We start from the raw sequence: 18,749 nt of genomic DNA, 5'->3' as shown, positions 1-18,749 counted from the left end.
CAGGCTCCCTCAGACGCGCTCGAAGACCACGGCAATGCCTTGGCCGCCACCGATGCACATGGTGGCCAGGGCGTAGCGGCCCTGGATGCGCTGCAGTTCATGGATGGCCTTGGTCGCGATGATTGCGCCAGTGGCGCCCACCGGGTGGCCCAGGGAAATACCCGAACCGTTGGGGTTGACCTTCTCCGGGTCGAAGCCCAGCTCGCGGGCCACGGCGCAGGCCTGGGCGGCGAACGCTTCGTTGGACTCGATCACGTCCAGGTCCTGCAGTTTCAGGCCGGTCTTTTCCAGCACCTTGCGGGTGGCCGGGATCGGGCCCAGGCCCATCAGTTCGGGCTCGACACCGGCGTGGGCATAGCCCACCAGGCGCGCCAGCGGCTTCAGGCCCAGGCGACGCACCGCGTCACCGCTGGCCAGCACCAGGCCGGCCGCGCCATCGTTGATGCCGCTGGCGTTGCCGGCCGTCACGGTGCCGTCCTTCTTGAACACGGTCTTCATGCCGGTCAGTTGCTCGGCGGTGACGTCGCCACGCACGTGCTCGTCCACGGCGAACTGTACGGTGCCTTTGCGGGTTTTCAGCTCCACCGGGACGATCTGGCTGTCGAAACGGCCTTCGGCAATGGCGCGGGCGGCGCGGCGCTGGCTGGTCAGGGCCAGTTCATCCTGCATCTCGCGGGTAATGCCGTGTTTGGCGGCGACGTTTTCCGCGGTGATGCCCATGTGGAAGTGTTCGAACGGGTCCTGCAGCACGCCGACGGTGTAGTCGATGCCTTGCAGGTCGCCCATGCGCGCGCCCCAGCGTGCCTGCGGCAGCAGGTACGGGCCACGGCTCATGGACTCGGCACCGGCGGCCACGGCTACGTCGGCATCACCGAGCAGCAGGCACTGGGTGGCAGAGACGATGGCCTGCAGGCCCGAGCCGCACAGGCGGTTGACGTTGAAGGCAGGTGTTTCCTTGGGGATGCCGGCGTTCATCGCGGTAACCCGCGACAGGTAGGCATCGCGCGGTTCGGTCGGGATCACGGTGCCCATGACCAGATGGCCGATCTGCTCGGCGGCCACGCCCGAGCGCTCGATGGCGGCGCGGGTGATGGCCGTGGCCAGGTCCGCCAGGGGCAGGTCCTTGAGCGAGCCTCCAAAACCACCGATGGCGGAACGCACGGCACTGACGACGTAGATTTCTGGGCTGCTCATAGAGGCTCCGTAAGCTTGGGCATGGCGGGACCGGGCCTGGCTCTGCGAGAATGGCCGGCGGTCCCGAAGTGGGATCGAGTCTAGGCAAAGGCTCTGTTGCAGCCTATGCCGGAACTGTTCAAACAACCTGGCACTTTTTGCCACTCAGCATAGACAGCGAAAACCACCATGCGCGATAGCGATTCGGTCGCCGTGTACTTTCTCAATGCCATGCTCCACGCCCTGCGCGACTGCCCCGCCGAGCGTGATGCGCAGCTGCGTGCCGCGGGCATCGACCCGCAATTGCTTGAACAGCCTCAGGCGCGCGTACCGGCCAAGGCCTTCTCCGAGCTGTGGCTGGCACAGATCCAGCGCCTGGACGACGAGTTTTTCCGCCTCGACAGCCATGGCATGCCGCTGGGCAGTTTCGCCCTGATCTGCCGGGGGCTGATCCTTGAACCGAACCTGGAAAAGGCCTTGCGCCAGTGCCTGGGTGGCTTCGGCCTGTTCCTGCGTGACCTGCGCGGCAGCCTGACGGTGCGCGGGGGGCGCGCGGTGATCAGCGTGCAGTCGAACATTGCCGACCCGCTGACCCGGGTGTATGCCGAGGAAACCTACCTGGTGCTGATGATTGGCATGTTGTGCTGGCTGGCGGGGCGGCGGATTGCCATCGACCGCACCGAGCTGGCGGTATCGCGCCCGGCCCAGGACGACGATCTGCTGCTGTGGGGGCCGGACTTGCGCCTGGGCAGCGGGCGTACGGAAGTGGAGTTCGACAGTGCCTACCTGCGCCTGCCGGTGGTGCAGGACCTGGCCACCCTGAAAACCTTCCTGCGCAGTGCGCCGCAGGGGTTGGTGATCCGTTTTCGCAACCAGAACGGGCTGGTGGCCGAGGTGTACCGGCACCTGCGTGCACGGCACTATGGGCAGTGGCCGACCTTGGCGGCGCTGGCACAGCAGCAGGGGATCAGTGCCAGTACGTTTCGCCGGCAGCTGGAGCGGGAAGGGCGGTCGTACCAGCAGATCAAGGATGAGGTGCGCCGGGCGATGGCCTTCGAGAGATTGCGCGAGGGGGTGTTGAGCATTGCCGAGATCGCCGAGCAGGCCGGGTTCCAGGAGCCCAGCGCGTTTCACCGGGCGTTCAAGAAGTGGACCGGGCAGAGCCCCGGCAGCTATCGGGCGCGGTTGGCCGGGCGTTGATGTGTTACCTGTGCCGGCCTCTTCGCGGGTAAACCCGCTCCCACAGGGATCGCACTAAGTCAGATATTTGTGCAGTACTTGTGGGAGCAACTGTCTTGATCAAAATCTAAAAGATTGCGCGATCACTGTGGGAGCGGGCTTGCCCGCGAACACGGGCGAAGCCCGTGCCATCCAACGCGTCGCCTGCTTCGCGGGCAAGCCCGCTCCCACACCAATCACGCTGCCTTCTTGATCTACGTTGCATCTGCCGGCTGAGGCAGGATCAAATCTCGCCATGGCGTACCCGTTTTTAGCATCGCATTGAGCCGTACGATAAAGGTCCTCATGCATGCCACGAGAGCGACTTTGGCTACTTTGCCCCGATCGCGAAGCGCCTCATACCGAGCCTTGAGCGCTGGGTTGTACTTCACAGCCACAAGGACGGCCATATACAGCGTCCGCCTGATCTCAAACCGGCCTCCTGAGATTGAACGCTTGCCGACCGACTTTCCGCTGTCGTGGTTAAACGGCGCAACACCGACCAGGGACGCTATTTCCCTGGATTCCACGCGGCCTAGCTCTGGCAGCAACGTTACAAGCTTGCCCGCTGTCACCATCCCAATGCCCTTGACCCGAGTCAGCTGAGTAATTCGCCCATCGAGTCAGCGAATTTCCTGGCTCGCAAGGGATTGACGCGTATGACCTTGTAGCCAGCGTCCTGCAGAAAGCGCAGAACATCACGCTCGTAGCCACCTGTAGCTTCTAGCAAGACGCGCTTGATACTGAACTTGCGCAGGATCCTTTCCAGCGCCTCAAATCCAGCCGGGTCATTGGTCACAGCAATTTTGACGCCCTGCGGACTCACCCAGCCATCCAGAGAAAGTTTGGAAACATCGATACCCAAGAAGGAAGCCATCACCAAAACCTCCTAAACTCAACACAGTGAGAGGACTTTGGCTTGGCCCACGCTTGTGATTCGAGATCAGAGCCGCATCCAACTGTTTGGGCTCTCGCCAAAGTGGAACGGTGAATGGCAGCTTGTGCTCCCACTCGTGCTCATGGCACCTGCGGCATTCAGCTGGCCATTCACCGCTCTCACTCCAGATTCTAATCCCACCTCAAGACACAAGCGGGTTTACCCGCGAAGAGGCCGGTACAGGCTACCGAGCAATGATCAGGCCGGTACCATGGCAAACCCGACCCCGAAGCGGTTCCAGGCATTGATGGTGGCAATCGCCAGGGTCAGGTTGGCCACCTCTGCTGGCTCGAAGTGTTCCTGCAAGGCTTCGTACTCCCCCTGCGGAGCCCCACGCTCAGGCAGGCGGGTCAGGCTCTCGACCCAGGCCAGCGCCGCACGTTCACGCGGGGTGAAGTAGGCGGTTTCGCGCCACACGCTCAAGGTCTGCAGGCGTGCTTCGGTCTCACCGGCCTTGCGCGCATCGTTGGCGTGCAGGTTGACGCAGTAGGCGCAGCCGTTGATCTGCGAAGCCCGCAGGCGCACCAGTTCCAGCAGCGAGCTCTCCAGGCCGCTCTTGGCCAGGGCCTGTTCCAGGCCGACCATGGCTTTGTAGGCTTCCGGGGCGTGCTTGGCCCATTCGATACGGTTGTGCATGGCTGTCTCCAAAGGGTGTGGGGTGGGAATGGCTCTACTGTAGCGCTGCCCTTTGGCGTCCCCGATAGCCAATTGCACACATAAGCCGGAGTCCAATCGTCCATTCAGGTGGCCACTGACAAGCATCCAATCTCTTCATTTCTGCCAGGCCCGCCAAGCCGGGATAATGGCCGTGTCCTGCTACCCGAGAACCGATGCACAATGAGAGCTGCCTTGAACCTGTTGCTGGTGATTTTGCTGGCGCTGAACCTGCGGCCGATCCTGACCAGTATCGGCCCGTTACTCGAACCCATGCGCGCCAGCACCGGCCTGGGCTACCAGCAGGCCGCCCTGCTGACGGCGTTGCCGGTGCTGTGCATGGGCCTGGTGCCGTTGCTGCAGCCGTGGTTGCGCCGCTGGATCAGCGAGCACGGCGGCATGCTCGGTGGCCTGGCCGCCATTGCCTTGGCCTGTCTGTGGCGCCTGCAACTGGACAGCGCCTGGGCGCTTATCGCCAGTGCGGTGGTCGCCGGCCTGGGCGTGGCGGTGGTGCAGGGCATGATGCCGGGGCTGGTCAACCGCTGGTTCCCCAGCCGCCTTGCGGGGGCGATGGGGCTGTACTCGGCGGCGTTGATGAGTGGTGGCGGCATGGCTGCCGTGCTTGGCCCGCATATCAGCGGCCATTTCGGCCACTGGCAGGTCGGCCTGGGCCTGTGGGCGATCCCGGCGCTGCTGGCGCTGCTGGCCTGGGCCGTGCTGCGGCCTCGGCAGGGGGCGCCAAAGCTGGCCGGGGCCGCTGGCGGGCACTGGTTCGGCACGCGCCGGGCGTGGTTGCTGGCCTTGTACTTCGGCCTGATCAATGGCGGCTACACCAGCATGGTGGCCTGGCTGCCGGCGTACCACATCGAGCACGGCGGCAGCGCTCAGGGCGGCGCAGACCTGGTGGGCCTGATGACGGTCTTCCAGGTGGCCGGCGCACTGGGGTTGCCGCTGTTGCTGCGGCGCTGGGCGGATCGCCGCCCAGGCCTGTGGTTGGCGCTGGCAATCCAGCTGGCCGGTTTCCTCGGCCTGCTGCTGGCACCCACGCAGGCTTCGGGGCTGTGGGTGGCGATGATCGGTTTTGGCCTGGGCGCCTGCTTCAGCCAGAGCCTGACGCTGACCCTGGAGCACCTGAAGACGCCCGCCGAGGCCGGCAGCCTGGCGGCGTTCGTGCAGGGCATCGGCTTCATCATCACCGGTATCGTGCCGTACATCACCGGCTGGCTGCGTGACGTGAGTGGCGACTTCCAGGCGTCGTGGACGCTGCTCACCGTGACCGTGCTGGCCATGCTGCTGGTGACCACCTGCTTCAACCCGCGTGGCTATGCCGCAGCTATCGCGCGCCCGGCCGCAACGGGCAAGCCCGTGCCGGTCAACTGAGGCGTTGCAGGGTATCGCGTACCCGGTCCAGTGCCGGGTCGATGTCCAGCAGTTCGATGGCGCCGAACCCCAGCAACAGCCCCGGGCGTACCGGCGCTTCGCTGAAGAACGGCGCCAGCGAGTACAGGCCCACTTCCACCTTGCGCGCCAGGTTGGCCAGCAACTCGACATCCACCCCGGGTTTGGCCAGGGCACTGAGGTGGAAGCCGGCGCTGGCGGGAATCGCACTCAGCCACGGCGACAGGTCACCGCCCAGGCGCGTCAGGATGCGCTCGCGCCGGGCGCTATAGATTTCGTGGCAGCGACGGATGTGCTTGTTCAGGTGGCCTTCGCCCAAGAAACGCGCCAGTGCCCATTGCAGCAATGTCGGGCTGTGCCAGTCACTGAGGTGCTTCGCCACGCAGGCAGCCTGCAGTACCTCTGGTGGCAGCACGGCATAGCCCAGGCGCAACTCGGGTAGCAGCGTTTTGGAAAAGGTCCCCACGTAGGCCACCAGGCCATGCCGGTCGAGGCGCTGCAGGGCATCCGAGGCCGGCCCGTGGTAGCGGAACTCGCAGTCATAATCGTCTTCGATGATCAGTGCACCCAGTTCGGCGGCCCGTGCCAGCAGGGCGTGGCGGCGTGGCTCGCTCATCGGCATGCCCAGCGGGAACTGGTGCGAGGGTGTTACGTAGATCAGCCGGGTGCCCTCGGCGATCTGCTCCACGCACAGGCCTTCATCATCCACTGGCACGGCCTGCAGGTTTGCGCCCAGGGCCAGGAACAATTGCCGTGCCGGCGGGTAGCCGGGGTCTTCCATGGCCACCTGGCAACCTGGCTCGACCAGCACCCGGGCGATCAGGTCCAGTGCTTGCTGGGCGCCGTTGCACACCAGCAGGTCGGCCGCGCTGCAGTGCACGCCACGGGCGTAGGCGATGTGGTGGGCAATGGCCTCGCGCAGCTCCGGCAGGCCCTGGGCTGTGAACTGTCGCTCGGGGTGGCGCTGGCTGCGGCGCAAAGCGTAGTTCAGGCAGCTGCGCCACTGGTCGAACGGGAACTGGGCCTTGTTCGAGGCACCGCCGATAAAGTCATAGCGCGAGGGCGCTTGCAACTGGCGTTGGCTGAGTACGGTGGCGCGCTGCTGCCAGCGTTCGAGGGACGCGGCGCCGGCCAGGGGAACACTGGCGGATTCATTGGTACGCAGTGGTTGGCGCGGGCTGATGAACGTGCCGCGGCCGACCACGCCGCTGAGCAGGTTGTCGTAGGTCAGCCGCGAATAGGCCTCGGCCACGGTCTTGCGCGACACCCCCAGTTGCTCGGCCAGCAGGCGGGTTGGCGGCAGCTGGGTGCCGGCGGCCAGGTGGCCGCTGTCGATACCGGCGCGCAGTTGCTGGTAAAGCTGATCGGCCAGGCCTTTGCGGCCCTCCAGGCGAATGTGCAGTTCCATGGGGCGGTCCGGAGCGGGGAAGTGCTCAGGATAGCGGATTGGACAGGGAAGGGCATGGGGCCGCCTTGCGGCCCATCGCCGGCAAATCAGCTCCCACAGGTATCGCGTATGCATCAGGCTTGACGCGGTCCTGTGGGAGCTGGCTTGCCGGCGATGGGCTGCAAAGCAGCCCCAAAAAACTCAGAACCGGGCGGTGCTCACGGTGATATAGCCCTTGTCCGCCACCGCGATGCGGATCACCGTCTCGTCCGCTGGCGCCTTGCGGTTGCGCTTGATACGCACGCCATCCACTGCGGCAGCTTTCAGGTGTTCGGTGATGGCCCGCCCGTTCGGGTCGAAGAACACCTCGCTGGCCAGCAACTCGATACGTTCGATCAGTTGCCGGGAGTGCTCGTCGGTGGCGCAGAAGAACATCACCCCCGACAGATGGGGGTCTTCATCGGGGTTGCTGATGTCATGGGTCAGCATTTCGCGCAGGCTGCTGCGCAGTTCGGCAATGGAGCGGGCGTACAGGTGCATACCGAGCCTCCTCTGGATCGCGACCTTGCGTTGTCCAGCTCCGATCTTGTTTTCTGGGTGCAGAGGCAGCAAGTAGGACGCTTCTGAGAAGGCCGTGGGAAAATTCCGAAGACGCCGGAATGCCACCCCTTGACTGGCAGGTGGCAGAGGTCTGCGGCACAATTCGCCCGTCTGATACCTGCCTTGCCGAGGATTGCCGTGAACAGCCATTTCCAACCCGTCGACCTGAAAAAGGCCTATCGCCTGCTGAACCATGGCCCGACGGTGCTGGTGTCGTCCAGCCACGAGGGGGTGGACAACGTGATGGCGGCTGCCTGGGCCTGCGCACTGGATTTCGACCCGCCCAAGGTGACCGTGGTGCTCGACAAGATCGCCCGCACCCGCCAGTTGGTGGAGGGCAGTGGCTGGTTCGTGATTCAGGTGCCGACTGCGGCCCAGGCGCACCTGACTCACCAGGTCGGTACCCGCAGCCTGTTCGACCAGCCTGACAAGCTGGCCAGCATCGGTGTGCAACTGGCGCGGGTCGAAGGGCATGCGGCGCCGCTGGTGCAAGGTTGCTCGGCCTGGCTGATGTGCCGGGTGATCGATGAACCGCACAACCAGAGCACCTATGACCTGTTCATTGGCGAGGTAGTGGCGGCCTGGGCGGATGACCGGGTGTTCCGGGATGGGCACTGGGCCTATGAACATGCCGACCCGCAGTGGCGCAGCTTGCACTACGTGGCGGGTGGGCATTTTTATGCGATTGGCGAGGCGGTGGTGGTCGATTCGCAGGGTTGAGTCCACATGCACCGGCCTCATCGCCGGCAAGCCAGCTCCCACAGGTGCTGCGCCGCCCTGAGGTTTGGCGCTATCCCTGTGGGAGCTGGCTTGCCGGCGATGGGTCGCAAAGCGGCCCTGTCATTTTCAGTGCAAAAGGTCTTGCTTGAAGCGCAACCGCCAACCATGCAACAACGGCTCGGTATAGCCGCTTGGCTGCTGCCGCCCTTTGAACACCAGCTCCCGTGCAGCGCGGAAGGCATGCGATGCCTCGAAACCGGCCGCCATTGGCCGGTACGCCGGGTCCCCGGCATTCTGCTGGTCCACCACCCTGGCCATGCGCTGCAGGGTCGCTTCGACTTGTGCGTCATCCACCACCCCATGGTGCAGCCAGTTGGCAATGTGCTGCGCCGAAATGCGCAGGGTGGCGCGGTCCTCCATCAGGCCCACATTGTGAATGTCCGGCACTTTGGAGCAGCCGACCCCTTGTTCGACCCAGCGCACCACGTAACCGAGGATGCCTTGGCAGTTGTTGTCCAGCTCGGCCTGGATATCCGCGGCGCTCCACGGCCGTTCGGGGCTCACTGGAATGCTCAGCAAGTCATGCAGCAACGCCTGGCGCTGGGCATTCAGGTCAACCTGTTCCAGCGCCTGCTGCACGGCGGCTACGTCCACCTGGTGGTAGTGCAGCGCATGCAGCGTAGCGGCAGTGGGCGACGGCACCCAGGCGGTGTTGGCACCGGCCTTTGGCTGGGCAACTTTCTGTTCCAGCATGGCTGCCATCAGGTCAGGCATGGCCCACATGCCCTTGCCGATCTGCGCCTTGCCGCGCAGGCCACAGGCCAGGCCGACCAGCACGTTGCTGCGTTCGTAGGCCTGGATCCAGGCGCTGCCTTTCATGTCGCCCTTGCGCAGCATGGCGCCGGCTTCCATGGTGCTGTGCATCTCGTCCCCGGTGCGGTCGAGGAAGCCGGTGTTGATGAACACCACCCGTGACGCGGCACTGGCAATGCAGGCTTTGAGGTTGACGCTGGTGCGCCGCTCCTCGTCCATGATGCCCATCTTCAGGGTGTGCGCAGGCAAGCCCAGCAGTGCCTCGACACGGCCGAACAGCTGGTCGGCGAAGGCCACTTCGGCCGGCCCGTGCATCTTCGGCTTGACGATGTACAGGCTGCCTTCGCGGGAGTTGCCGCGGCGCTTTAGGTCGTGCAGGCCGATCAGGCTGGTGACCACGGCATCGAGGATGCCTTCGGGGATTTCCCGGCCATCGCGGTCGTGGATGGCCGGGTTGGTCATCAGGTGGCCGACGTTGCGGATGAACAGCAGCGAGCGGCCCGGCAGCGTCAGGGGTTGGCCGTTTGTACCCTGGTACTGGCGGTCGGCGGCCAGGGTGCGGCTGAAGGCCTTGCCGCCTTTGCTGATCTGCTCGCTGAGGTCTCCCTTCATCAGGCCCAGCCAGTTGCGGTAGACGTTGACCTTGTCGTCGGCATCCACGGCAGCTACCGAGTCTTCGCAGTCGATGATGGTGGTCAGTGCGGCTTCCAGAACGATGTCCTTGACCCCGGCCAGGTCCTGCTGGCCGATTGCACTGGTCGGGTCGATCCGGATCTCGAAATGCAGATGGTGGTGCTGCAACAGGATCGCCGTGGGTGTGTTCGGCTCACCCTGGTAGCCCTGTAGGTGTGCAGGATTCTGCAACCCGACCTGGCGGCCGTCGGCCAACGTCACCTGCAGCGTACCCTGGTTGATCGCATAGGCCTTGGCGTCGCTGTGTGAAGCGCCGTCGAGGGGCGCGTTGGCGTCGAGGAATTGCCGGCCATAGGCAATCACCTTGGCGCCGCGTACCGGATTGTAGCCCTGGCCGCGTTCGGCGCCAGCGCTTTCGGCAATGGCATCGGTGCCGTACAGCGCATCGTACAGTGAACCCCAGCGGGCGTTGGCGGCGTTGAGGGCGTAGCGGGCATTGCTCAGCGGCACGACCAGTTGCGGGCCGGCTTGCACGGCGATTTCACGGTCGACGTTGACGGTGCTGATCTGCACGTTTTCGGGGGCGTCGACCAGGTAGCCGATGCCTTGCAGGAAGTGCTGGTAGGCGGCCATGTCGCGGACCGGGCCGGGGTGCTGGCGGTGCCAGTTGTCCAGCTCGGTTTGCAGGCGCTCGCGTTCGGCGAGCAGGGCACGATTTTGCGGGGCGAGGTCGTGGACCAGGGTGCTGAAGCCTTGCCAGAAGGTGGCGGCTTCGATGCCGGTGCCGGGGAGGACTTCGTCTTCGATGAAGCGCTGGAGGGTGGGGGCAACCTGGAGTTCGTTTGGCATTATCTGTTCGCTCGATGATCGGTCTACGGGAATTCAGTCGCCTGTACCGGCCTCTTCGCGGGCTTGCCCGCTCCCACAGGTACTGCGTGGGATTCGGGACCTGTGCGGTCCTTGTGGGAGCGGGCAAGCCCGCGAAGAGGCCGGTACAGGATTTACAAGGCAGCAGCCCCAGCCTTGGCTACCTGGGCATCCTGTTCGGACTTGACCCCGGACACGCCAATGGCACCCACCACCTGGCCATCCACCCGCAACGGCACGCCACCTTCCAGGCTGGTCAGCAGCGGTGCGGTGACGAATGCGGTGCGGCCACCATTGACCATTTCCTCGTAGTCCCGTGTTTCCTTGCGCCCCAACGCGGAAGTACGGGCTTTCTCCACGGCAATGTAGGCACTGGCGGGCGCACAGCCATCCATGCGCTCCAGGGCCAAGGGGTGGCCACCGTCGTCGACCACGGCGATGGTCACGTTCCATTGCTGGGCCAGGGCTTCCTGGCGGGCGGCGGTCAGCACACGGGCGACTTCGGCCTGGCCGATCACGAACTTGCTATGCATGGGGGTTCTCCGGGTTCAAGGCTGCTTCGACGATTTCGATCCAGTGCCGTACCGGCGTGCGTCCGGCCCCGTCGAGGTGGGCCTGGCAGCCGATGTTGGCGGTGGCGATGACTTGCGGTTTGTCGCTTTCCAGTGCGTTGAGGCGGTTGTCACGCAGTTGCAGCGATAGCGCTGGCTGGGTCAGCGAATAGGTGCCCGCCGAGCCGCAGCACAGGTGGCCGTCTGGCACCGAGGTCAGGGTAAAGCCCAGGCGCGTCAGCAGCGCCTCTACTGCACCCCCCAGTTTCAGGGCGTGTTGCAGCGTGCACGGGCAATGGAAGGCCAGGCGTTGTTCGGCGCACAGGCCCAGTTGCTCGACCGGCTCATCGCGCAGTACTTCTACCAGATCGCGGGACAGGGCGCTGACCCTTGCTGCTTTGGCGGCGTAGCGCGGGTCGTGCGCCAGCAGGTGGCCATAGTCGCGCACGAACGCGCCGCAGCCGCTGGCGGTTTGCACGATGGCCTCGGCGCCTGCTTCGATGGCCGGCCACCAGGCGTCGATATTGCGCCGTGCACGTTGCAGGCCTTGCGCCTGGGCATTGAGGTGGTAGTCCACCGCGCCGCAGCAGCCGGCCTGGTGGATGGGTTCGATGCTGATGCCCAGGCGGTCCAGCAGGCGTGAGGCGGCGGCATTGGTATTGGGCGACAGGGCCGGCTGCACACAGCCTTCCAGCATCAGCACCCGGCGCACATGGCGCGGTGCCGGGCGCTGGCCGGGTGGGGCTATCCGCGCCGGCAGCTTGCGCTTGAGGGTAGCCGGTAAGAGAGGGCGCAGGGCCTGGCCGCTGCGGGTCAGGGCCTTGAACAGCGCCGGGCGCGGCACCACCGCACGCAGGCCCTGGCGCAGCAGGCGCTGGCCGAGCGGGCGCGGCACCTGCTGTTCGACCACTGCGCGGCCGATGTCCAGCAGGTCGTGGTACTTCACCCCGGATGGGCAGGTGGTTTCGCAGTTGCGGCAGGTCAGGCAGCGGTCCAGGTGCAGTTGGGTGCTGGCGGTGACCGGCTCGCCTTCGAGCATCTGCTTGATCAGGTAGATGCGCCCGCGCGGGCCGTCCAGTTCATCGCCCAGCAGCTGGTAGGTGGGGCAGGTGGCGGTGCAGAAACCACAGTGCACGCAGGACCGCAGGATGCTTTCGGCCTCGTCGGCGCGGGCCAGCCGGCGGGATGTTTCGCTCAGTTTGGTTTGCATGGTCTGGCCTCACAGGTCCGGGTACAGGCGGCCAGGGTTGAACACCCCCTGGGGGTCGAGCTGCTGCTTGAGGGCGCGGTGGTAACGCATCAGTGCGGCGGGCAGGGGTGGGCTGCTGGCCGCGCCGGGTGCGTAGCAGGTGGCGTGGCCGCCCACCTTGGCGACGTGGTCGCGAATCGCCTGCGCCGGTGCACTGGACTTCAGCCAGCGCTGGGCGCCACCCCAGTCGATCAGTTGCTGGCCAGGCAGGTGCAGCTCGCCGGTGGCGTTGGGCAGCGACAAGCGCCAGAGCGGCGCAGGGTCGTTGAAAAACGCCAGGCGCTGTTCGCGCAGGTCGCTCCAGAAGCCGCTGTCGAGGGTATCGCCGCCCAGGCGCTGGCGTGCCGACTGCACCGAGCCTTCACCGCCTTCCAGGCGCAGGTACAGCGCCTTGCCGTCATGGCAGGCGGCGCTGATCGGCAGTGGCTGTTGGCCCCACTCGGCCAGCTCGGCCAATGCCTGGTGGCAGCCCATCGGCAGGCGCAGGCTCAGGCATTCGCGCGGCCGCGGCAGCACTTTCAGGGACACTTCTGTCAACAGCCCCAGGCAACCAAAGCTGCCCGCCATCAGCCGGGATACATCGTAACCGGCCACGTTCTTCATCACCTCGCCACCAAAACGCAGCAGCTTGCCGTGGCCGGTGATCACCCGCGTGCCGAGCACGTAGTCACGTACCGACCCGGCCCAAGGCCGCCTGGGGCCAGACAGGCCCGCCGCGACCATGCCGCCCAAGGTGGCCTCGGGGCCCAGGTGCGGGGGTTCGCAGGGCAGCATCTGGCCGGCCGCGTGCAGGGCTGCTTCGATGTCGCGCAGCGGTGTGCCTGCCCGGGCGGTGAGCACCAGTTCGGTCGGGTCGTAGCTGACGATGCCACGGTGGCTGCGGGTGTCGAGTACGTCGCCGGTTACCGGGTTGCCGAGCATGGCCTTGCTGTTGCTGCCCTGGATACGCAATGGCGTGCGCTGCTTCAAGGCCTGGTTGACCTGCTCCAGCAGGGCTTGGCTGATGTCGCGGTCCATGCTCATCAGAAGCGCTCCAGGTCGGGGAAGGGCAGTTGCCCGTGGTGCACGTGCATGGCGCCGAACTCGGCGCAGCGGTGCAAGGTAGGAATGTTCTTGCCGGGGTTGAGCAGGCCCTGCGGGTCGAAGGCGGCCTTGACCGCATGGAACAGGGTGATTTCGTCGCTGTTGAACTGCGCACACATCTGGTTGATTTTCTCGCGGCCTACGCCGTGCTCGCCGGTAATGCTGCCGCCAACCGCCACGCACAGTTCGAGGATCTTGCCGCCGATGGCTTCGGCCCGCTCCAGTTCGCCGGGCAGGTTGGCATCGAACAGGATCAACGGGTGCATGTTGCCGTCGCCGGCGTGGAACACGTTGGCCACGCGCAGGCCGTATTCGCTGGACAGGTCACTGATGCCCTTGAGCACCCGCGGCAGTTCGCGGCGTGGGATGGTGCCGTCCATGCAGTAGTAGTCCGGGGAAATGCGCCCCACCGCCGGGAAGGCGTTCTTGCGTCCGGCCCAGAAACGCACGCGCTCGGCCTCGTCGCAGGCCAGCCGCACCTCGCGGGCGCCGGCTTGCTTCAGCACGGCGGCCACCCGTTCGCAGTCGTCGTGCACATCGGCCTCCACGCCATCCAGTTCGCACAACAGGATGGCCGCCGCGTCCACCGGGTAGCCGGCGTGGATGAAGTCTTCGGCGGCGCGGATCGCCAGGTTGTCCATCATTTCCAGGCCGCCGGGAATGATGCCGGCGGCAATGATTTCGGCCACCGCCCGGCCGGCGTCTTCGACGCTGTCGAAACTGGCCAGCAGCACCCGCGCCACCTGGGGTTTGGGCAGCAGTTTCACGGTAACTTCGGTGACGATGCCGAGCATGCCTTCAGAACCGGTGAACAGCGCCAGCAGGTCGAAGCCGGGGCTGTCCAGTGCATCGCTGCCCAGGGTCAGGTGTTCACCTTCTACCGTGAGAATGTCCACCTTGAGCAGGTTGTGCACGGTCAGGCCGTACTTCAGGCAATGCACGCCACCTGCGTTCTCGGCAACGTTACCACCGATGGAGCAGGCAATTTGCGAGGAGGGGTCGGGTGCGTAGTACATACCATGGGGCGCGGCGGCCTGGGAGATGGCCAGGTTGCGTACGCCAGGCTGCACCCTGGCATAGCGGCCCTGCGGGTTGACTTCAAGGATGCGGTTGAAGCGTGCCATCACCAGCAGAATGCCCTTGGCCAGCGGCAGGGCGCCGCCCGACAGGCCGGTACCGGCGCCACGGGCGACCACCGGCACACCGCGCTTGTGGCACAGCTTGAGCAGCGCCTGCACCTGCTCCAGGCGCTCGGGCAATACCACCAGCAGCGGCACCGTGCGATAGGCCGACAGGCCATCGCATTCGTAGGGTTTGAGGTCTTCTTCGCGGTGCAGGACTTCGAGGTCCGGCAGGGCACTGCGCAGTGCCTGCAGCAGTTCTGCCTGGTCCACGGCGGGCAGCGCGCCATCGACGCGTTCGTCGTACAGGATATTCATCGGCTCACTCGGCAACGGTTTTTGTTGTTGTTGGCAAAGCGGTCACCGTTGCAGCCTGCGCGTGAGAACGGCTGGGGTCGAGTAGGGTGGGCACTGGTCCTACCAGTTTTTCCTCTGGGTACTGGCTATTGATGGATTTACCCGGCTAGATTGGGGCAGGTGGTCTAACTGGTCCTACCAGCAGGAGGGTACGCAGTGGTTACTGATGGCAAGGCCAAGGTCGCCGACCAGGTGGCCGAGCGGGTCGAGCGGCTGATCGTCGACGGCGTGCTGAAGGTGGGCCAGGCCCTGCCTTCGGAGCGGCGGTTGGTGGAGAAGCTGGGTTGTTCACGCTCGGCCCTGCGTGAAGGGCTACGCATTTTGCGGGGGCGCGGCATCATCGACACCGAGCAGGGGCGAGGCTCGTTCGTCGCCGACCTGACGGGGCAGGCGGGCGCCACACCGTTGATGCACCTGTTCAGCTCGCAGCCACGTACGCTGTTCGATTTGCTGGAGGTGCGGGCGTTGCTGGAGGCCGAGTCGGCGCGGCTGGCGGCGTTACGTGCCACCGAGGTCGACCGCTTGCTGATTCGCCGGCGTTATGAAGAAATGCTGGCCGCCCACGAGGCTGCAGAGGCGCTGGACGCCCGTGAGCACGCCCGCCGTGACCATGCCTTCCACCGGGCGATCAGCGAGGCGTCGCACAACCCGGTGCTGGTGCATACCCTGCAATCGCTCAGTGACCTGACCTTGAGCACCGTGTTTGCCTCGGTCAACAACCTGTATTGCCGGCCGGCGCAGAAACGCCAGATTGATCGGCAGCATGCGCGGCTGTATCACGCGGTGATGGAGCAACTGCCCGAGCAGGCGCAGCGGGCGGCACGTGAGCATATCAACGGGATACGTGACAGCTTGCGGGAGATTGAGCAGGAAGAGCAGCGGCTGGTGCGGGCGACCATGCGTATGGATGGCTGGGGGTGATGTCTTCCTGCACCGGCCCTATCGCCGGCAAGCCAGCTCCCACAGGTACAGCACAGCCTTCGAATGCAGTGATGTACCTGTGGGAGCTGGCTTGCCGGCGATAGGGCCGGTACAGGCTGACTTCAATGATCAGCTATGCGGTCATCCTGGGAAAGAATAGCCCTGGCCAATTCTTCATCATTTGCCTGGAGGCCAGGGTGGTCCTTGCGGGCCTGTTCCAGCGCCGACTCTACATAGGCGCCACGGATCGCACCGCCGCTGGCGACGAAGGCAGAAAGCTCGTCACGGGCCGGGATGATCCGTTTGTCGTCCTTGAAGGTCGAATACAGCGAAGCGGAAACACCGGCCGAGGTGGCGACGTCGCCCGCATCGACGCGGGCCAGGGCAGCACCGGCAGGCAGCAGGAGCAGCAGCGCAGGGGCGAGGAGTAGGTGGCGCATGACGTGTTCTCCAGTAGCGTGAAGCACAGGGAAATAAACCACTCAGTGCTTAAGAGAGCCGGAGTGTGCGGGTAGTTCCCTTTGCTGGCTGGAGATTGTCGGGGCCGCCATGCGGCCCAATCGCCGGCAAGCCAGCTCCCACCCCGACCGCATGGGCAGAAGCCGTGTGCAGTACCTGTGGGAGCTGGCTTGCCGGCGATAGGGCCCTGTCAGGCGAGTTGGTAAGTGGTCTTCACCCGGGTAAAGAACTGCCGCGCATGCGTCCCCTGCTCACGCGAACCCAAACTCGATGCCCCATTCCCCCCAAACGGCACGTGATAATCCACCCCGGCAGTAGGCAAGTTGACCATCACCATCCCCGCCGAGCTGTTGCGCTTGAAATGCTCGGCATGACGCAGCGAGGTGGTGACGATACCGGCCGACAGGCCAAACGCCGTGTCCTCAGCGGCAGCGAATGCTTCGTTATAGTCACGCACCCTGAGCACACTCAGCACCGGCCCGAAAATTTCTTCGCGGTAGATGCGCATGTCCGGCGTCACCTCGGTAAACAGGGCCGGAGTAAATAAATACGCCCCATTCTGGCTGTCGATCCGCTCGCCGCCACACGCCAGCGTCGCGCCCTGTTCAAGGCCGGCGGCCACGTACGCCAGGTTCTGTTCCAGCTGCCGGCTGTCGACCACCGGGCCGACGTCGGTACTGGCCTGTAGCGCATCGCCCACCTTCAGGGCGCGGGTGCGTTCGGCCAGGCGTGCGACGAAGGCATCATGAATGCCTTCGGTCACGATCACCCGCGAGCTGGCGGTGCAACGTTGGCCGGTGCTGTAGAACGAACCGTTCAGCGCCACTTCCACGGCCTGCTCCAGGTCGGCATCGTCCAGCACGATCAGCGGGTTCTTCCCGCCCATCTCCAGCTGCACCTTCTTCATGCCTTCGGCGGCCAGCCGGGCAATGTGCCGGCCAGTATGCTCGGAGCCGGTAAAGCTGATGCCATCGACCAGCGGCGAGCGAATGATGGTATCGCCGACGCTGCGCCCCGGGCCGATCAGCATGTTGAATACCCCGGCCGGCAAACCGGCGCGGGAGATGATGTCGGCCAGCGCCCAAGCTGAGGAGGGCACCAGCTCGGCCGGCTTGAACACCACGCAGTTGCCAAAGCACAAGGCCGGGGCGATCTTCCACGCTGGAATGGCAATGGGAAAGTTCCACGGGGCGATGATGCCGATCACGCCCAGCGGCTGGGTGAACACATCGATCCCCACGTCCTGGCGCACCGACTGGTACTTCTCGCCTTCGGCACGCAGCGCTTCCTGGGCGTAGAACTTGAACGAGCGCCCGGCGCGGTCCACTTCGCCCAAGGCTTCACGTACCACCTTGCCTTCTTCGCGGGCCAGCAGTGTGGCCAGCTCCTCACGGCGTGCGAGGATTTCGCTGCCGATGAAGTCCAGCGCGTCGGCGCGCTGCTGCGGGTTGCTGCGCGCCCAGGCGGGCTGCGCGCGGCGCGCTGCGGCGATGGCCCGTTCGGTCAGCACCTGATCGGCGCGTTCGAAGCGCTCGACCACTTCACCGGGGTTGGATGGGTTGCGGTTTTCCAGGATGTCTGCGCTGCTAGCGAGCGGGACGAAGGCGCCGTCGACGTAGCTGCTTTTGGTGGCAAGGGTCATGCGGTGCGAATCCTTTTTTCAGAAACTTGGCGGGCGACGAAGTCGCTGATATTGTCCACGGCGCTGTCCATCAGCTGCTGCATGGCGTCTTCGCTGCTCCAGGCGATGTGCGGGTTGAGCAGGAAGTCGTCACGGTCGATCAGCTGGAACAGCGGGTTGCTGGGGTGCAGCGGCTCCACTTCCACCACATCCAGCGCCACACCGCCCAGGCGCCCCTGTTGCAGCGCCTGGATCAGCGCCGCTTCGTTGACCACACCGCCACGGCCGGTGTTGACCACGATGGCATCGGGCTTCATCAATGCCAGTTGCGCGGCATCGACCAGGTTGTGGGTTTCTGGCGTGAGCGGGCAATTGATCGACAGCACGTCGCAGCTTTTCAGCAGCTCGGCCAGCGGCCGGCAATCGGCGCCCTGGCGCTTGCCGCCACGGTCTTCGAACAGCACCTGCATGCCGAACGCCCGCGCCAGGTGCGCCAGGCGCAGGGCAATCGGGCCGCTGCCGATGATCGCCAACTGCTTGTCGCGTACATCGCGGATGCGGTGGTTGAAGTAGATGTTCTGGTACGGCTTGTCGCCGGCATGCACCTGGCGCATCAGTCGGGTGAAGGCGGCCGGGCGGCGGAACAGCTCAAGGATCATCGCCAGGCTGTGCTCGGCCACGGTGTTGGCGGCATAGCCGGGTACGCTCGATACTTCAATGCCGTGGGCTTCGCAGTAGTCGACATCGACGATGTCGCGGCCGGTCAGGGCCAGCGAGATCATCTTCAGCCTGGGCAGCTGGCGCAGGTGCTCTTCGCGCAGCGGCACGCTGCAGGTCAGCGCCACCGTGGCGTCTTTCAGGTGCTCCAGCATCTGCTCGGGGTGGGTGTAGGCAAACTGCTGCCAGGTATGCTCGCAGTCAGGGCGCTTCAGGCGGGTGGAAGGCGCCAGGCCTTCGTCGTCGAGGAGGACGATGTGTTCGCTCACG

16 protein-coding genes and 1 pseudogene are annotated in these 18,749 nt (G+C 65.3%); 4 read left to right on the top strand and 13 right to left on the bottom strand.

What is annotated here, in order from left to right; translation table 11 throughout:
- Positions 1 to 9 precede the first annotated feature (9 nt).
- Positions 10 to 1,194 (bottom strand): acetyl-CoA C-acyltransferase family protein, encoded by a 1,185-nt coding sequence (locus ABOC32_RS20805; RefSeq protein ID WP_426808667.1) that lies wholly within the window; start codon positions 1,192 to 1,194, stop codon positions 10 to 12.
- Between the two features lie 168 nt (positions 1,195 to 1,362).
- Here ABOC32_RS20805 and ABOC32_RS20800 point away from each other — a divergent pair, with 168 nt between their 5' ends.
- A complete protein-coding gene (locus tag ABOC32_RS20800) occupies positions 1,363 to 2,373 on the top strand; it encodes an AraC family transcriptional regulator ligand-binding domain-containing protein (RefSeq protein WP_426808666.1) in 1,011 nt (336 codons plus the stop codon).
- 233 nt (positions 2,374 to 2,606) lie between these two features.
- Here the strand turns inward: ABOC32_RS20800 and ABOC32_RS20795 are convergent.
- Positions 2,607 to 3,268: pseudogene (locus tag ABOC32_RS20795) on the bottom strand (transposase).
- Between the two features lie 258 nt (positions 3,269 to 3,526).
- Positions 3,527 to 3,964 carry a carboxymuconolactone decarboxylase family protein gene (locus ABOC32_RS20790; protein WP_086974250.1) on the bottom strand — a complete coding sequence of 146 codons (438 nt, stop codon included), beginning with the start codon at positions 3,962 to 3,964 and terminating at the stop codon, positions 3,527 to 3,529.
- Positions 3,965 to 4,165: 201 nt separating this feature from the next.
- On the opposite strand from ABOC32_RS20790, the gene ABOC32_RS20785 reads away from it, so the two are divergent.
- Positions 4,166 to 5,362 (top strand): cyanate transporter, encoded by a 1,197-nt coding sequence (locus tag ABOC32_RS20785; RefSeq protein WP_426808665.1) that lies wholly within the window; start codon positions 4,166 to 4,168, stop codon positions 5,360 to 5,362.
- On the opposite strand, the gene ABOC32_RS20780 is transcribed toward ABOC32_RS20785, so the two are convergent.
- Entirely contained in the window at positions 5,355 to 6,788 is a 1,434-nt protein-coding gene (locus ABOC32_RS20780) for a PLP-dependent aminotransferase family protein (RefSeq protein ID WP_426808664.1), read from the bottom strand. The genes ABOC32_RS20785 and ABOC32_RS20780 overlap by 8 nt on opposite strands.
- Before the next feature lie 180 nt (positions 6,789 to 6,968).
- Positions 6,969 to 7,307, bottom strand: a complete 339-nt coding sequence (locus ABOC32_RS20775; protein ID WP_086974247.1) for a hypothetical protein — start codon at positions 7,305 to 7,307, stop codon at positions 6,969 to 6,971.
- A gap of 198 nt (positions 7,308 to 7,505) precedes the next feature.
- Between ABOC32_RS20775 and ABOC32_RS20770 the strand changes: the two genes are divergently transcribed.
- Positions 7,506 to 8,087: a flavin reductase family protein gene (locus ABOC32_RS20770; protein WP_426808663.1), complete on the top strand. Its 582-nt coding sequence runs from the start codon at positions 7,506 to 7,508 to the stop codon at positions 8,085 to 8,087.
- A gap of 126 nt (positions 8,088 to 8,213) precedes the next feature.
- Here the strand turns inward: ABOC32_RS20770 and ABOC32_RS20765 are convergent, their stop codons facing one another.
- The 5 genes from ABOC32_RS20765 to glcD all read right to left on the bottom strand — a co-directional run bounded on the left by ABOC32_RS20765 (position 8,214) and on the right by glcD (position 14,722).
- Positions 8,214 to 10,382 carry a malate synthase G gene (locus ABOC32_RS20765; RefSeq protein WP_426808662.1) on the bottom strand — a complete coding sequence of 723 codons (2,169 nt, stop codon included), beginning with the start codon at positions 10,380 to 10,382 and terminating at the stop codon, positions 8,214 to 8,216.
- 152 nt (positions 10,383 to 10,534) lie between these two features.
- Complete coding sequence (locus ABOC32_RS20760) at positions 10,535 to 10,933, bottom strand: heme-binding protein (protein ID WP_043196107.1); 399 nt, start codon at positions 10,931 to 10,933, stop codon at positions 10,535 to 10,537.
- Positions 10,926 to 12,161: a glycolate oxidase subunit GlcF gene (gene glcF / locus ABOC32_RS20755; RefSeq protein WP_426808661.1), complete on the bottom strand. Its 1,236-nt coding sequence runs from the start codon at positions 12,159 to 12,161 to the stop codon at positions 10,926 to 10,928. The genes ABOC32_RS20760 and glcF overlap by 8 nt, the downstream gene beginning before the upstream one ends.
- A gap of 9 nt (positions 12,162 to 12,170) precedes the next feature.
- A complete protein-coding gene (gene glcE / locus ABOC32_RS20750; protein ID WP_426808660.1) occupies positions 12,171 to 13,223 on the bottom strand; it encodes a glycolate oxidase subunit GlcE in 1,053 nt (350 codons plus the stop codon).
- On the bottom strand, positions 13,223 to 14,722 hold the full coding sequence (gene glcD, locus ABOC32_RS20745) for a glycolate oxidase subunit GlcD (RefSeq protein ID WP_426808659.1): 1,500 nt from the start codon (positions 14,720 to 14,722) through the stop codon (positions 13,223 to 13,225). The genes glcE and glcD overlap by 1 nt, the downstream gene beginning before the upstream one ends.
- Positions 14,723 to 14,917: 195 nt before the next feature.
- Between glcD and glcC the strand changes: the two genes are divergently transcribed.
- Positions 14,918 to 15,682: a transcriptional regulator GlcC gene (gene glcC, locus ABOC32_RS20740; RefSeq protein ID WP_197898485.1), complete on the top strand. Its 765-nt coding sequence runs from the start codon at positions 14,918 to 14,920 to the stop codon at positions 15,680 to 15,682.
- Between the two features lie 122 nt (positions 15,683 to 15,804).
- On the opposite strand, the gene ABOC32_RS20735 is transcribed toward glcC, so the two are convergent.
- From ABOC32_RS20735 to ABOC32_RS20725, 3 genes are all read right to left on the bottom strand, one after another.
- Positions 15,805 to 16,122, bottom strand: a complete 318-nt coding sequence (locus ABOC32_RS20735; RefSeq protein ID WP_016487609.1) for a DUF2388 domain-containing protein — start codon at positions 16,120 to 16,122, stop codon at positions 15,805 to 15,807.
- A 209-nt stretch (positions 16,123 to 16,331) separates the two neighbouring features.
- Positions 16,332 to 17,783: an aldehyde dehydrogenase family protein gene (locus tag ABOC32_RS20730; RefSeq protein ID WP_426808658.1), complete on the bottom strand. Its 1,452-nt coding sequence runs from the start codon at positions 17,781 to 17,783 to the stop codon at positions 16,332 to 16,334.
- A complete protein-coding gene (locus tag ABOC32_RS20725) occupies positions 17,780 to 18,748 on the bottom strand; it encodes an NAD(P)-dependent oxidoreductase (RefSeq protein ID WP_234227285.1) in 969 nt (322 codons plus the stop codon). The genes ABOC32_RS20730 and ABOC32_RS20725 overlap by 4 nt, the downstream gene beginning before the upstream one ends.
- Position 18,749: the final 1 nt, after the last annotated feature.

Origin of the sequence: Pseudomonas sp. WOUb67 (assembly GCF_050058005.1) — a bacterium.
GTDB classification, from domain to species: domain Bacteria; phylum Pseudomonadota; class Gammaproteobacteria; order Pseudomonadales; family Pseudomonadaceae; genus Aquipseudomonas; species Aquipseudomonas putida_R.
This window is presented reverse-complemented; position numbering and strand designations above follow the sequence as displayed.

Bases quoted from the DNA above. Each gene is read 5' to 3' on its own strand.
- ABOC32_RS20805 (WP_426808667.1), bottom strand. From the start codon at position 1,194: ATGAGCAGCCCAGAAATCTACGTCGTCAGTGCCGTGCGTTCCGCCATC.
- ABOC32_RS20800 (WP_426808666.1), top strand. From the start codon at position 1,363: ATGCGCGATAGCGATTCGGTCGCCGTGTACTTTCTCAATGCCATGCTC.
- ABOC32_RS20790 (WP_086974250.1), bottom strand. From the start codon at position 3,964: ATGCACAACCGTATCGAATGGGCCAAGCACGCCCCGGAAGCCTACAAA.
- ABOC32_RS20785 (WP_426808665.1), top strand. From the start codon at position 4,166: ATGAGAGCTGCCTTGAACCTGTTGCTGGTGATTTTGCTGGCGCTGAAC.
- ABOC32_RS20780 (WP_426808664.1), bottom strand. From the start codon at position 6,788: ATGGAACTGCACATTCGCCTGGAGGGCCGCAAAGGCCTGGCCGATCAG.
- ABOC32_RS20775 (WP_086974247.1), bottom strand. From the start codon at position 7,307: ATGCACCTGTACGCCCGCTCCATTGCCGAACTGCGCAGCAGCCTGCGC.
- ABOC32_RS20765 (WP_426808662.1), bottom strand. From the start codon at position 10,382: ATGCCAAACGAACTCCAGGTTGCCCCCACCCTCCAGCGCTTCATCGAA.
- ABOC32_RS20760 (WP_043196107.1), bottom strand. From the start codon at position 10,933: ATGCATAGCAAGTTCGTGATCGGCCAGGCCGAAGTCGCCCGTGTGCTG.
- glcF (WP_426808661.1), bottom strand. From the start codon at position 12,161: ATGCAAACCAAACTGAGCGAAACATCCCGCCGGCTGGCCCGCGCCGAC.
- glcE (WP_426808660.1), bottom strand. From the start codon at position 13,223: ATGAGCATGGACCGCGACATCAGCCAAGCCCTGCTGGAGCAGGTCAAC.
- glcD (WP_426808659.1), bottom strand. From the start codon at position 14,722: ATGAATATCCTGTACGACGAACGCGTCGATGGCGCGCTGCCCGCCGTG.
- ABOC32_RS20735 (WP_016487609.1), bottom strand. From the start codon at position 16,122: ATGCGCCACCTACTCCTCGCCCCTGCGCTGCTGCTCCTGCTGCCTGCC.
- ABOC32_RS20730 (WP_426808658.1), bottom strand. From the start codon at position 17,783: ATGACCCTTGCCACCAAAAGCAGCTACGTCGACGGCGCCTTCGTCCCG.